The sequence below is a fragment of the Mucilaginibacter sp. UYCu711 genome (genome assembly GCF_050433825.1).
In the GTDB taxonomy this organism is placed as follows: Bacteria; Bacteroidota; Bacteroidia; order Sphingobacteriales; family Sphingobacteriaceae; genus Mucilaginibacter.
The window spans coordinates 1-14,243 of sequence record NZ_JBNPWM010000004.1; the positions used below are offsets into that span (position 1 = coordinate 1).

The following is a 14,243-nucleotide window of genomic DNA, read 5'->3' on the forward strand; positions in this document are numbered from 1 at the left end:
TCAAACTAAATCTAAAAGGAATGAGCCCGTTAAAATACCGAGCTCATCATATTAATAATTAATTTAAATTCGTCTAACTTTTCGGGGGCACTTCATTACGGCAAGCCTTTCTAATTATGTAAAGTGTAAGTGGTGGTTACTCCAAAGTTATCTGTCTGCGGATACTTTCTTCTAATGATATAAATGTCTCGGTACGTTGTATGCCTTTAACGCCTTGTATCTGCTCGTTCAGTACTTCGCGCAGATGGGTGGTATCATGGCAGATGATTTTAGCGAAAATACTGTAGCTACCGGTAGTATAATGCAGCTCAACTATTTCTTTAACGGTTTTTAACTGTTTAACCGCATCATTGTATTGCGAGCCTTTTTCTAAGAATATCCCCAGGAAAGCGGTAATATCATAGCCCAGTTTTTGCGGATCAACCTCTAAACTGGCACCTTTAATTACCCCCATCTCTTCCAACTTTTTCATGCGCACATGGATAGTTCCGCCGGAAACGATCAACTCTTTAGCAATTTCGGTGTAAGGAGTAGTAGCGTTTTTCATCAATATTGATAAAATCTGGATATCAAGATTATCAATTTCTAAATTTTGAGCTTTTCTGTGGGACATAAATTTGAATATCTTTATTGAAATACAAGTATAATTATAATTTGCATAAAAATAAAATATTTTTGTTGAAATATTTGCAAGGAATTGATAGGTCTGTTATGTTTGTAACAAGCAATTGGACCTAAAAGCTTAATCGTTCTTTTAAATAAATAACATCACATAATGTTGGGTGGTGAAATTTTTGGCAGACACACCTCCTTGTCCCGGTGGTAGAGATCATAGGAAACCCGAAGCGGGCTAACTACTCTGTGGAGGTTCGAATCCTTCCCCAACAGCAATTCACTGGCGTGAATTAACAATAACAATACTGTAGGATGGTGAAACTTTGGCAGACACACCTCCTCGTCGCGGTGGCGGAGATCATGGGAAACTCTTAGCAATAAGAATAACCACTCTGTGGAGGTTCGACTCCTTCTCCTACAGCTCTTCTCATAATTTAGGTTTATAATTGGTTAGTACCGGCCCCTGCCCATCAGAGGGCCGTACTTGTTTTATAGCTTTTTTTATTTTAAAAAGATCTTTTTGAATAGTTCACTTGTCGCTTTGTTAGGCCCTTGCGCCCTTGGCTTGCCCCGCTAAATTGCCGTGGTGGCTTTGTTCTTTTTCTTGATAAAAAGAACCAAAAATCAAGTCAGCTAAGAGGCTTCTTTGCGCACAGGGCCTTTGCCCGGCAGTTCAGGTAAAACCTCGGGCTGCAAAATTTTTGCGCCGCTTCGCCCGCTCTTGCCTATCGCTTCAGCAAAAAATTGCTATGTTCCTCCCAGCGTGCAAGGCCACCAGTTTTACCTGCCCTCACCCGAAGTTTTTCTGCTGACGCTTTTACACAATTCCAACATCATGCTAATAATACAAATTGAACTTATTGTTTAATTGAAGAGTATCTCATTTTTATGGCTAAAACCGTCATACGGGCAGCTTCGGGCGAAAGGCGGTAAAACAAGGTGGGATGTGCGGCTGCACGGGCATTGGTAATTTTGCCTGAAGCGGCGGCCTTGCGCGACAACAGGCGGCAAAAGAACCGGGCGCGAGGTTTTACCGGCTTTGCAGCGCATAAGGCCAAGTGCGGCAGAGAAGCCTCCCGGATGACTTGATTTTTTGGTTACTTTTTGATCAAGCAAAAAGTAACAGCCTTAGCGGCAATTGAGCGTCGGCGCGCGTTCTAACGAATGATAGCTACTTCACCCACTTCAACCCAACCGTACTCTGCGCCAAATTATCTAAAACACCGCGCTTCTCATCCAGCGGCGCATACAACTCCATGCTTGATTGTAGGAATACATTATTGGTAAGCGCAGCAATTTCTATCGAGTTCATGCCCGATCGATAAAAGAGCCAGTTTTTGGCAGAAATACCATTGCCGTTTTTATTGCCCAGTTGCAGGTGTTTTATAAAAAGGCGCTCGGCTACATGGCCTTGTAGGGTGCTGTCGCAGTATAGCTGTGTTTCGTTACGGGCATAGTAGTGGGTCAGGGTTATTTTATGCCATTGGCCGTCGGTTATCCTGGTAGTGCCAGTTATTTGCTGGTATTGCGGCGAGGTATATTCAACCGTACCTTTATCTGTGATAACTATCGATCCTGCATGTGCGGTACTATCCAGCAATTGCAGGATCTGCCCTTTGCCATTAGCTTTAATAGTAATAGTTGTGGTAAAAGGGTGAGTTATATTATCAGGCTTAAAATCAATTAAACCAGTTTTACCCAGGGTTATGCCTGAACTTTCTACCATTTTAGGTAGCGGTTTACCATTGCTTAAAGCGTCGAATAAAGACGGTACAATAGTATAAGCCAGTTCAAGGTGGCCGGCATCATTTGGGTGGCCGGGGTTATACCAGTTGCCCGGTGCCCATTTGCCGGTACCATCATCAACACCGCCTAATAAATTAATTGATGGCACATCAAGCGAATTGATCCACATATTTAATTCTTTGGTGTAGTGGTAATCGCGCTCGTTAAAATCGTTTCGGGTGTAGGCATTTGTAACTATAGGGACATAGCCACTGTCGCGCGCCATAGCTATCAGCTTTAACATATTGGTTTTAAACTGGGTGTATTTCGATGGTCCCTGCTCGTGCAGCATTTCGTTACCTAACGATAGGGCATACACTACATATTTGGCCTTTTGCGGCACCAGGTCCTTACGCCAGCGTTGGGTTAAGCGTATCGTATTGTCGCCACCCCTTGATATGTTTGCGGTTTTCCAGGTTTTACCCGTCCCATCAGCCGCTCGTTTTTTTAATATATCAGTAAAAAGATAAGTATAGCCATAATCCTTTTTAGCACCGAAGCCGTAAGGTACAGACGAACCGAAGTAAACAATTTTCATTGTATCCAAAGGTTTGCCACTTATATATGGTGTATCGGCTTTAGGCTTAGCCTTAGTTTGGGCTACACATGCGGTACTTATAAATATCGACAAGGCGATAAATGCAATTTTTGATCTCATACTAAATTTAGGAGGTTGGCACTGCAATGTATAAAAAATAGTATGGTTGCGGTAATGGTAATACGCAAAAAAGCCGTTACATCGGTTAAGATGTAACGGCTTTAAGCTTTTCGCTATCAGGTTTTATTAAAAGAATTTAAAACCAACGCTTAAGGACCAAAGGTTTTGGCGCTGGCCATAGTTGTCGTTTATTTTGGTTAGGCCACCTTCGTAACGTAAATCGGCAGTAATAGAGCCAATATCAACGCCGGCACCAGCCTGGAAACCGAGCGTGCTGTTTTTGTAGTTGCCAAAATCAGCATAAGCAGCATTGAAATTAGCAGAGTAACTTTGTTTCTTATCCAATATAGAAGTATAAATTGGATCGGCCATTACTCGGAAATTTAAATTTTTCTGGCCAAATTGTGTGCCTAATAACAAGGGCACATTTAAATTGGTAAATTTAACATCACCACTATAATTTCCGGTGGTTGATGAGGAATTAAACTTACCGCCTGTGCTGCTTAAGTAAAGTTCCGGTTGTAGATAAAAGCCGCCGCCTATGCGGGAAAATAAACCTGCCTGGTAGCCTGTTGTGGTACTTTCGCCTAAATTATCGGTATTGATTTTCGAGAAATTAACCCCGGCTTTCGCGCCAAGGCTAACTGTGCGCTGGCGCTAATGCTTGCTGCTATTAGTAACATGGCGCTTAATACATACTTTTTCATAGTGTTTGATATTTAGTTGTTATAAAGTTTGATGGGTTTGATTATAACCATCGGCAATGGTTTAACAATAGCTGTACCATTTTTTTGACATTGCCCGTGCCGTATTTTTTCTATTTTTGTTGAAAATATTTAATTATGGCCGAAATAAGTATAACCAACAAAGAGTGGGAACGTATTAAAATTAAAGTGCAGCGTAAATACAATCATTTAACCGATGCTCAATTAAACTATATAGAAGGACAGGAAGATGCCCTAATTACTAACCTGATGCACTTAGTTAACCGCAACCGCGAGTATGTGGTGTTTACCCTAAAAAAAGCTTTGGTTAATATTGACAATAATAGGCTGTAAAAACAGTTAAGTATTTTACAGGCGGTTTTTTGTAGCTTTATAATATTAAGTTTTTTTACAGATGAAAAAGGGTGTGATAGTTAAATATAAGAGGTTCATTTTATCTACAGGCATATTAGCATTAGCTTTAGGTATATGGAGTTTTAGTGATGATCTGTTCCAGATCTCGAAAAACCTGGAAGTATTTGCATCCTTATATAAAGAGGTTAATATTAATTATGTTGATGATATTAATTCGGCTAAATTTTTAAAAACTGGTGCCGATGCCATGCTTGATGGTTTAGACCCATATACAGAGTTTGTGCCCGAGTCGGAAATTGAGGACTATAAGCTGCATTACGTAAGCACCCAATATGGCGGCATTGGCGCAAGCATATTTTCAAGAAACAACAAGGTGTATATCTCTGGCGTGTTTGAAGGCTTCCCGGCCCAAAAGGCCGACGTGCGCCCGGGCGACCAGGTGATGCAGATAAACGACATTGTACTTGATGGCAAAAACAGCGATCAGGTAAGCCAACTGTTAAAAGGATCAAAAGGCGCTACGGTAAAGCTGCTGACAAAACGGGATGATGCACAACCGGTTGAAAAAAACCTGGTGCGCGACGAAATAAAACAACCCAACGTATCCTATTATGGTATGGTTGACGGTAATATGGGTTATATAAAACTGGATAGGTTTTTAGAGAACTCGGCCCAGGAAGTAACCGATGCCCTTGTTTCGCTTAAAAAAAATAACCCTAACGGTATTATACTTGACTTACGCTCAAACGGTGGTGGTATATTACAGGAAGCAGTAAAAATTGTTAACCTGTTTGTACAAAAGGATATTGAAGTAGTATCGCAAAAAGGGAAAGTAAAAGAAAAGAACTATACCTATAAAACAGCTGCAACGCCGTTAGCACCGGATATTCCGTTGGTTGTACTGGTAAATTCGCGGTCGGCATCGGCATCAGAAATTGTTGCAGGCTCTTTACAGGATTTGGATCGTGGTATAATAATAGGTCAGCGCAGCTATGGCAAGGGTTTGGTACAACAAACTTTCCCGTTACCTTATAATAGCCTGGTAAAGATCACCATAGCTAAATATTATGTGCCATCCGGCCGTTGTATCCAGGAAATTGATTACACCCACCGCAAGGATGATGGTACGCTAACAAAAGTTGCCGACTCACTAATGCACGAGTTTAAAACTAAAAACGGCCGTTCTGTTTATGATGGCAGCGGTATATACCCTGATATTTTTATCAAGCCAGAAAACTATGCTAACGTAACACAGGCTTTAATAGGTAAACTATTATTGTTTGATTATGCTACCAAATATCGCGCGAGCCACACCAAAATTGCCGACGCTCATAGCTTTACCTTAACAGATGCCGAGTATGGCGATTTTGTAAAATACCTGGCCGATAAAAATTATACCTATAATACTACGACTGAAAAAGTACTTACTGCTTTAAAAGGTGAGGCAACTAAAGAAAAACAATTCGACCAGATACAAGCTGAGTACGATGTACTAAAAAATAAGCTGGCCAACAGTAAGAAAAACGACCTGCAACTACACAAAGCCGAAATAAAACAAGCACTTGAAAACGAAATAATATCGCGCTATTACTATGATAAGGGACGTTACGAAGCTAATTTTAAATACGACAAAGAGCTTGCTCAGGCTGTAAAAACCATGCAGGACAAAAACCAATTGGCCGCCATATTAAAAGGCGACGGTAGCTATAAAGTAATTGGTAAGCCTGTATTAGCTGCCGTAGTTGATAAAGATAAAAAGGCCGATAACGATAAATAAGTAACGCAGTAAACAAGAATTTGAAAGCGACGGGTATACCCGTCGCTTTTTTTGTTTTACTTACATTGTTACAATCACCACAAAAAAATAAACTAAACTATTATTGGTTGTAATTGTCATAGTACCAAAATACAGCAATTATGAAAAAGATAATCTTAGCAGCAGCCTTAATAATAGGATGCTCAATGTACAAAACAGCCGATGCCCAACTACGAATTAGTCTCGGACTTAATATTGGCAGCCAGCCAGACTGGGGCCCGGTAGGATATGATCATGCAAGTTATTACTACATGCCTGATGTTGATGCCTATTATGATGTGCCAAACCATGTTTATGTTTATTATGAAAGCAACCGTTGGGTGCGTGCAAGTGTATTACCGGCCCGTTACCATTTCGATCCGTATAATAGCTATAAAGTAGTGGTAAACGAGCGTAACCCATGGGAACGCGCTAATGTATATCGTACCAGATATGTAAGCTACAAAGGCAAACGCCAAACAATTATACGCGATAGCCGCGAAGCAAAATACAACAAGCACTGGCAAGACAGAAATCAATATGAAAGACGCGATGATCGTCGTGATGATCGTAGAGACGACCGTCGTGGACCTGGCAATAGTGACTACGGTCATGACAAAGGCGCTCATGGCAATGGCCATGGTAAAGGCCATGGCAAAAATTAATCTATTTAGCTACTAAATAGCAACAGGCTCTTCGGTAATGAAGGGCCTGTTTTGTTTGATAGTATTTACGGGAGATCATAAAGGATCAATCGTAGGTCTTTCAGACAAAAAACGTACTTTTGCCCTAATGGACACAGGTAATAAACTTTATTTTGCTTCTGATTTTCATTTAGGTGCAGGCACTTATCAATCATCACGCGAACGTGAGGATAGATTGGTTCGCTGGCTTGACATGATCAAAACAGACGCTGCCGAAGTTTTTTTAATGGGTGATATTTTTGACTTTTGGTTCGAATATAAAGCAGTTGTACCACGGGGCTATATCCGTTTTTTTGGCAAACTGGCCGAGTTGGCTGATTCCGGCATTAAACTAACATTTTTTAAAGGTAACCACGATATGTGGATGTTTGATTATTTTGAGAAAGAGCTAAACGCAACAGTCATCAGTAACCAGCTTGAAATAGAACGTAACGGCAAAAAATTTTACCTGCACCATGGCGACGGCCTTGGCCCGGGCGATGGTATGTACAAGGTGCTTAAAAAGATCTTCCGAAGTAAACTATGCCAATGGTTATTTGCGCGCTTGCATCCTAATTTTGGCGTAGGTGTTGCCAATTCCTGGTCAAAGCATAGCCGGATAGCGGGCGAAACTAACGAAGAACGTAAAGTCATGGAAAAGGAATGGCTGGTAGTTTACAGCCACGAATTATTGCAAACCCGGTTTTATGATTACCTGGTATTTGGCCATCGGCATTTGCCGTTGGATATCCGGTTAAACGAAAAAAGCCGGTACATAAACCTGGGCGAATGGGTTAATTATAATTCGTACGCGGTATTTGATGGTGAAGAGTTGACCCTGGAGTATTTTGAACCTAAAGCCGAAAACAGGTAGCTTTGTCATTGTAAATTAACCTTTTAGGTTTCGGTCATTACCTTTCAGGTATATCCTTAAAAAATCGTATTTTTGTAGGCTTTTTAAGCCGGGCCATTACATGGCTTGATTGAACAATTAGAACATGTTAGAAAAATTAGAATTAATATATCAACGCTGGAAAGCGGTAGAAGCAGAGTTAAGCAGCCCCGATGCTATGTCTGATATGAAGCGCTTTGCCCAGTTGAATAAAGAATATAAAGACCTTGCTAAAATTGTTGACCAGTATAATATATACAGCAACATTATGAGCAATATTGATAGCAACAAAGAGATATTAGCTACCGAGAAAGATGAAGAATTTCGCGAGATGGCCAAATCTGAGCTGGATGAATTATTGGTACAACAGGATGAAATGGAAGAAAAGATCCGTTTAATGCTGATACCTAAAGATCCGGAGGATTCTAAAAATGCTATTGTGGAGATCCGTGGTGGTACAGGTGGCGACGAAGCATCAATTTTTGCCGGCGACCTTTACCGGATGTATATGCGCTTTTGCGAAAAACGTGGCTGGAAAACCGAGTTGGTTGACTATACCGAAGGTACAGCAGGGGGCTATAAAGAGATCGTATTTAATGTTAATGCCGAGGACGCTTACGGTACTTTAAAATATGAGTCGGGTGTACACCGTGTACAACGCGTGCCTGATACCGAAACACAGGGCCGTGTGCATACATCGGCGGCATCGGTGGTGGTATTGCCAGAGGTTGATGAGTTTGATATCGTGCTAAATCCAAGCGATATCCGTAAAGATCTTTTTTGTTCTTCAGGCCCGGGTGGTCAATCTGTAAATACAACTTATTCTGCAGTACGTTTAACACACTTACCTACAGGTTTGGTTGCACAGTGCCAGGATCAAAAATCGCAATTAAAAAACTTTGATAAGGCTTTGGCTGTATTGCGCTCAAGAGTGTATGAGCTGGAGTTGCAAAAACACCTTGAAGAAGCGTCTAAAAAACGTAAAACGATGGTTGCAACAGGTGATCGTTCGGCCAAAGTACGTACCTATAATTATCCACAGGGCCGTTTAACCGAGCATCGCATAGGCTTAACCATTTATAACCTGTCAGAGGTAATGAACGGTGGTATCCAGGAAATTATGGAAGCCCTGCAATTTGCAGAGAACGCCGAGAAACTGAAGGAAGGTACCGTAGCATAATTGTTATTGTCTTTATAATGTAAAAAGCCGCAAATGCGGCTTTTTACATTTATCATAACTGGGTTTTCATCTTGTTTTCATAATGCCAACCTAATTTAGTTATTGGATATAAATGACTGGATTATGCTGGCTCTAAAAAAGGTATTAGCAAATAACTCAACCATCTACCGTCGTGAGGTTAGATTGATGGGTAACAAGTTTGAAATTAGTGTGGTGGGGACTGATCCTGTATGGGCCGGCGAGCGTATTAACAGCGCAATTTTCGAAATTAACCGTGTCGAAAAATTACTAAGCACCTTTAGCGAGGATAGCGAAGTAAACACTATTAACCGCAACGCGGGTATTAAACCCGTAAAAGTTAGTGCCGAGATCTTTAAGCTGATAGAGCGTTCATTACAAATATCAGAACTTACTTACGGCGCTTTTGATATTACGTATTACAATAACGACCAGGCCACCCTGCAAAACGATTCAGCCGTTATAACTTACACCAAGATAAACTATAAAGATGTAGTGCTTAACGCCACTGCCACCACTGTTTTCCTGAAACAAGAAGGTATGCGTGTGGGCTTTGGTGCTAACAGTAAAGGTTACGCCGCCGACAGGGCAAAATATATATTACAATTAGAAGGTGTAAGCCATGGCGTTATTAACGCGGGTGGCGATCTGTTAACCTGGGGTTTAACACCTGATATGGAACCGTGGACCGTTGCCTCAGCCGATCCGCGCCAAAAAGCACTACCCTTCGCTAACCTGGATATAACAAATATGGCAGTAGCAACATCGGTTAATGCCGAGAGATACGCTACCATCACTGATAAAAAACTAAGCACCGGCAAAGCTAAAAACGGTTTTACCGTAAGCGAGATAAAAAGTGTAAGCATACTAAGCCCAACTGCCGAATTTGCCGATGCAATGGCTACGCCGGTAATGACCATAGGCATTAACGCGGGTGTTTACTTAATAAATCAATTAAACCAGATAGGTTGCGTTATTATTGACGACCAAAACCGCGTTTATCCATCAAAAGGTATTAACTTAACCTAATTACAGTTAACTGTAATTAGTGTGAGGTGTGTATTTATGCGATATCGGGGCGTTTTTATTTGCGCTTCAAAAAATCCCCATTTAAATTATAAAGTTTAAAGCCATTACCATAACTTAGAACTGTAACCCTACAGTTAACTTAACTGACTGATTTTTTGGAAAAAATTTTACAAATTTCTTTTCGTCAATGATAAAGCGACTTGCATATATTGTAATGTTGTTGATATTTGCAGCAGGCTTGTCATCCGCTAAAATTGTAACCGGCAGGCATCAACTTGTTAGGGCAGATGCTATGCGCTTTGTTTTAAGTGCTCAAATACAAAAGGATACAACAAAAAAGCATCAGCAGGAAGACGAGCCCAAAAAAATTAAAGAAATATCAAAGGCAAAAAGACAATCAAAGCCCGAAAAGATAGGCGAAGCTGAAAATGTGCAGGACCCGAAAGTTAAACAAAAAACAAAAAGGCAACGCCGCCCCGAAGGTTTGGACAGGCCACCGGAAATACCAAGAAGAAATGGCAGTTAACCTAATCTAATAGCTGATAATAAATGAAATACCTACGCATATTGCTTTTACTAATACTATGTAATGCTGCCGGCCAGGCTATGGCTGCTGTGCGGCACAGCCTTGTGTATAAAGGTGCATATTATGCTGCAAAGGATACTGATACCATTATACGTAAACAATCCCTGTCGGTAGGTATAAATTATGGCAGCGATGCTATGTTTTTTGGCCGTACAGGCCCAATTACCTATCCGTTTTTATCAACTGATGTTGTTTACAATAGTAAGTTAGGTTTCTTTGTTTACGGCTCGGCATTAAGGCTTATAGGCTACCGCACTTTTGTTGATGAGGTTGATTTGGGTGGCGGTTATTTATATCATCCAACAAAAAAATTCTCGGGATCTATATCCTATAACCGGTTTATATTTAATAAGGAAGAACGTATTATAGAATCGGCTACATCAAATGATATCAACTGGAAAAACTCGGTTGACTGGAAGCCGTTCAAATCGACCATAATATTTGATTATTTGTTTGGCAAATCAAGCGATTTTTTCATGACCGTATCGCAATCAAGATACTTCGAAACAAAAGGGAATATTTTTAGCGATGTTGATTATTTGTCGTTTAACCCTACGGTAAGCGTAATTGTCGGCACTCAAAACTTTGTAGAGCGCTATTCGTTGGAACACGAAGAGCGCTTAAACATAGATAATATCTACCGCTTAGGCGGAGGATCAACCGGCTTTAACAATGGGCGGTTAAACTTTCTGAACTATAGCTTTAAAGTGCCCGTAGCTTATAACACGCCGCATTATACTTTCGAGTTAACTTATAAATATTCTATACCGGTTAATGTTGAAGGCGCTTTGCAGAATAAGCACGAATCTTTTCTTAACTTATCACTTTTCTACGTTTTTTATTAAAATCGGGGTATGAATGTTTTAATTATTGAAGACGAAGAAGCATTAGCACAGGAGCTGGAAATATTCCTCGCCAATCATAATTATATAACAGAGGTATGCTATAACGGCCGCGCCGCGTCCGAGAAAATAGCTACCAATATGTATGATTTTATTTTGATAGACCTGGGCCTGCCAGATTATGATGGGCTTGACTTGCTTAAGGAAGCTAAGAAAAATAACCCCGACGCTGCCTGCCTGATATTAACTGCACGTGCCGAGGTATATGACCGCGTGCGCGGCCTTGATCTGGGTGCCGATGATTATTTGCCAAAGCCGTTTTCGCTATTAGAATTGCAAAGCCGTATGCAGGCAATAATGCGCCGCAAATTTGGTTTAAAACAGAGCGTTGTTGAGCTGGGCGATTTTTTGATCAACCTTACCGACAGGGTTATTAGCTGCCAGGATAATGTGGTAAGTGCTATCACCAAAAAAGAATTTGACCTGATAGCTTACCTTATTTTGCATAAAAACCGCACCCTAACCCGCACGCAATTAAGCGAGCATATTTGGGGAAGCATTATTAATGATGATTACGACTCGAACTATATCGACGCGCATATTAAAAACATCCGTAAAAAGCTAAATGTTTATGCACCCCCCGATTGGTTAGAAACGGTACGTGGACTTGGTTATAAAATAAAGATGAACGCTTAACAATTTGAAACTAAAAACAAAACTCACGCTGTTTAATGCCATCTCTAAGCTGGTAATAGTGGTGCTGTTTGTGTTGGCGGTTCCGTTTATAATTAAGAAAATAAGCCATAATTATGTTGATAATACCCTTATCAAACAAAAAAATAAATTCCTGCAAATAGTAAAAACCCAGGGTATAAAAAACTATATACCTGATGGAGAAACTTACGGAAGCTATTACCTGCCGCTTAAAGAAGAATACCTTACTATAGAGACCGATACCGTTCCAACGCATTTTGTAAATACCATTAAGAATGAGAAACGTTCGGTTGAGCGCGATACTATTGATTTTCGTATCCTGAGCCATACGTTTAAAATTGGCGATCAAAAGTATTTGCTGGAGATAGGTAAAAGTGTAGAAACCCTTAACGAAACCAGTGCCCCGTTGCAAAATATTGCTTTTGGTGTTTTGATAGGAATGTTCTTACTAACTATCCTTGCAGATCAGTTTTATACCAACCGTGTATTAAAACCACTGGCGCTGATTATTAAAACCAAGCTGATAGGGCAGAAGTTCCCAAACTTTGGTTTGTATAAGGAAGTGAAAACCAGCACTTCTGATTTTCAGCACCTTGATATCAGTATCCACCAAATGATAGAAGCTATTGAGGCTGCATTTCAGAAAGAGCGTGAGTTTATATCAAACGCATCGCATGAGCTGATGACGCCAATATCTATCCTTCAGTCAAAGATTGAGAACATGTTTGAGCAGGAAGATATTAATGACGAAGTAAAAGTGCGCCTGGTGGAAATGCAGAAGATCCTGAATCGCCTTAAAAGCATTACCAAGACGTTGTTACTGATATCGCAGATTGAAAACGAGCAATTTTTAAAGGAAGACAAGATCTCATTAACCGAACTTTTGCAGGAAGTTAATGATGAGATCTCTGTACGCCTGGTCGAAAAAAACTTAACTTTTGATATTCTTATCCCGCAGGATAGCATTTTAATAAACGTAAATAAGTTTTTAATATTTAACCTGTTTTTTAACCTGGTTAATAACGCCATAAAATATAACCGCGAAGACGGCGAAATTGTGATTACCACCGAAAGCGAGAACGGCAACTTAATAGTGAATATAACCGATAGCGGGATAGGAATAAGTACAGAGGATATGCCATTTATTTTTAACCGGTTTAAAAAAGTCAGGCAATCCATGCAGCAGGATAGCTTTGGCCTTGGGTTGCCTATAGTGAAATCGATAGCTGCATTTCATCACATTAAAATAGAGGTTGATTCTGTGAAAGATCTGGGTAGTAATTTTAAGCTGATTTTTCCTGCCGAATTGATTGAACAGGTTAGTTAAATTTTTAACAATTTTTTTATACCTTCAATTAAACCTTTTCAACAGTAAATCGTCTAACAAATAACCGGTGTAAGTAAAAGTTTAACAACCGGATACTTTTTACCGTTAAAATGTGTTAATGTTTCTTTAAGCAATATGAAAAAGCTATATAAATATGCCGCAGGTTTGGTATTAACCGGCGCGCTCAGTGTGATGATGGTATTGAATGCTGACGCGCAACGGGGTGGCGCACATGCAAGTGGCGGAAGCAGCGGCGGCGGCGGTGGAAGCAGCAGCGGCCCCAGCTTTAGCAGAGCCGGTGGTGGTGGTAGCTTTAGTGGTAGTGTAAGCATTGGCAGCCGTGGCGGCTTTGGTTTAGGCTTAGGGTATCGTTCGGCTTATGGTTACAGGCCTGCATATTATGGCTTTGGCTATCCGTCGTTAGGGTTTTATTTAAACACATTGCCTTATGGTTACTATCCATTTTATATGGGTGCATCAATGTACTACTATAACAATGGTATATTTTACAGCCCTTATGATGATGGCTATGTAGTTACTGCCCCGCCGGTTGGCGCAGCAGTACCTGGCTTACCAAGAGCGGCTAAAAGTATAATGATAGACAATCAGCAGTTTTTTGAATATAACGGTGTGTATTATAAAGTAGTTATTAATGATAAAGGCGATAAAGTATATGTAGTTGCCGGTAAAGACGGCGTTTTAAATACCGAACGTGAAGAGGGTAATGACGACGCAGCAGCCGACCAATATCAAGGGCCGCGCGTTGGCGATATGGTTAACCGTTTGCCTGATAATAGCCGTAGTGTTACTTTAAACGGTAAAAAATATTATGTATCGCCTGATGAGGTTTATTTTGAGGCGGTAACAGATAACCGTGGTAATACCGCTTATAAAGTTGCAAGTGTTCCTGATAATCAGTAAAAACTAAACTTATAAAAGTTAAGCCTCCCAATAGGGGAGGCTTTTTTGTTTTAGGATGGTTGTCGCCGATACAACAAAATCCAATGGGGCATTCTGACATCCGAAATAAAAACATATTT

General features: G+C 40.5%; 14 protein-coding genes and 1 tRNA gene. 12 read left to right on the forward strand and 3 right to left on the reverse strand.

Going from position 1 to position 14,243, the window contains the following annotated elements:
* Positions 1–136: 136 nt before the first annotated feature.
* On the reverse strand, positions 137–613 hold the full coding sequence (locus tag ABIB50_RS09380; protein WP_230548356.1) for an Lrp/AsnC ligand binding domain-containing protein: 477 nt from the start codon (positions 611–613) through the stop codon (positions 137–139).
* A 163-nt stretch (positions 614–776) separates the two neighbouring features.
* On the opposite strand from ABIB50_RS09380, the gene ABIB50_RS09385 reads away from it, so the two are divergent.
* A tRNA-Asp gene (locus tag ABIB50_RS09385) sits at positions 777–888 on the forward strand.
* Between the two features lie 898 nt (positions 889–1,786).
* On the opposite strand, the gene ABIB50_RS09390 is transcribed toward ABIB50_RS09385, so the two are convergent.
* Both ABIB50_RS09390 and ABIB50_RS09395 read right to left on the reverse strand, forming a co-directional pair.
* Complete coding sequence (locus ABIB50_RS09390) at positions 1,787–3,058, reverse strand: SGNH/GDSL hydrolase family protein (RefSeq protein WP_429379258.1); 1,272 nt, start codon at positions 3,056–3,058, stop codon at positions 1,787–1,789.
* A gap of 126 nt (positions 3,059–3,184) precedes the next feature.
* Positions 3,185–3,664 carry an outer membrane beta-barrel protein gene (locus tag ABIB50_RS09395; RefSeq protein ID WP_429379880.1) on the reverse strand — a complete coding sequence of 160 codons (480 nt, stop codon included), beginning with the start codon at positions 3,662–3,664 and terminating at the stop codon, positions 3,185–3,187.
* A 236-nt stretch (positions 3,665–3,900) separates the two neighbouring features.
* Between ABIB50_RS09395 and ABIB50_RS09400 the strand changes: the two genes are divergently transcribed.
* The 11 genes from ABIB50_RS09400 (at position 3,901) to ABIB50_RS09450 (ending at position 14,124) form a co-directional block, all read left to right on the forward strand.
* Complete coding sequence (locus ABIB50_RS09400) at positions 3,901–4,116, forward strand: hypothetical protein (protein ID WP_429379260.1); 216 nt, start codon at positions 3,901–3,903, stop codon at positions 4,114–4,116.
* 61 nt (positions 4,117–4,177) lie between these two features.
* Positions 4,178–5,914, forward strand: a complete 1,737-nt coding sequence (locus ABIB50_RS09405) for a S41 family peptidase (protein WP_429379262.1) — start codon at positions 4,178–4,180, stop codon at positions 5,912–5,914.
* Between the two features lie 140 nt (positions 5,915–6,054).
* A complete protein-coding gene (locus ABIB50_RS09410) occupies positions 6,055–6,597 on the forward strand; it encodes a hypothetical protein (protein ID WP_429379264.1) in 543 nt (180 codons plus the stop codon).
* Between the two features lie 127 nt (positions 6,598–6,724).
* Positions 6,725–7,489, forward strand: a complete 765-nt coding sequence (locus tag ABIB50_RS09415; RefSeq protein ID WP_429379266.1) for a UDP-2,3-diacylglucosamine diphosphatase — start codon at positions 6,725–6,727, stop codon at positions 7,487–7,489.
* 124 nt (positions 7,490–7,613) lie between these two features.
* On the forward strand, positions 7,614–8,687 hold the full coding sequence (gene prfA / locus ABIB50_RS09420) for a peptide chain release factor 1 (protein ID WP_429379268.1): 1,074 nt from the start codon (positions 7,614–7,616) through the stop codon (positions 8,685–8,687).
* 123 nt (positions 8,688–8,810) lie between these two features.
* Positions 8,811–9,734, forward strand: coding sequence for an FAD:protein FMN transferase (locus ABIB50_RS09425; RefSeq protein WP_429379270.1), 924 nt, complete (start codon positions 8,811–8,813; stop codon positions 9,732–9,734).
* Between the two features lie 187 nt (positions 9,735–9,921).
* Positions 9,922–10,260, forward strand: coding sequence for a hypothetical protein (locus ABIB50_RS09430; protein ID WP_429379272.1), 339 nt, complete (start codon positions 9,922–9,924; stop codon positions 10,258–10,260).
* 23 nt (positions 10,261–10,283) lie between these two features.
* Positions 10,284–11,165, forward strand: coding sequence for a hypothetical protein (locus tag ABIB50_RS09435; RefSeq protein WP_429379274.1), 882 nt, complete (start codon positions 10,284–10,286; stop codon positions 11,163–11,165).
* A gap of 9 nt (positions 11,166–11,174) precedes the next feature.
* Positions 11,175–11,858, forward strand: coding sequence for a response regulator transcription factor (locus tag ABIB50_RS09440; protein ID WP_429379276.1), 684 nt, complete (start codon positions 11,175–11,177; stop codon positions 11,856–11,858).
* 4 nt (positions 11,859–11,862) lie between these two features.
* A complete protein-coding gene (locus ABIB50_RS09445; protein WP_429379278.1) occupies positions 11,863–13,203 on the forward strand; it encodes a sensor histidine kinase in 1,341 nt (446 codons plus the stop codon).
* A 135-nt stretch (positions 13,204–13,338) separates the two neighbouring features.
* Positions 13,339–14,124: a DUF6515 family protein gene (locus tag ABIB50_RS09450; protein ID WP_429379279.1), complete on the forward strand. Its 786-nt coding sequence runs from the start codon at positions 13,339–13,341 to the stop codon at positions 14,122–14,124.
* The last annotated feature ends 119 nt before the right edge of the window (positions 14,125–14,243 follow it).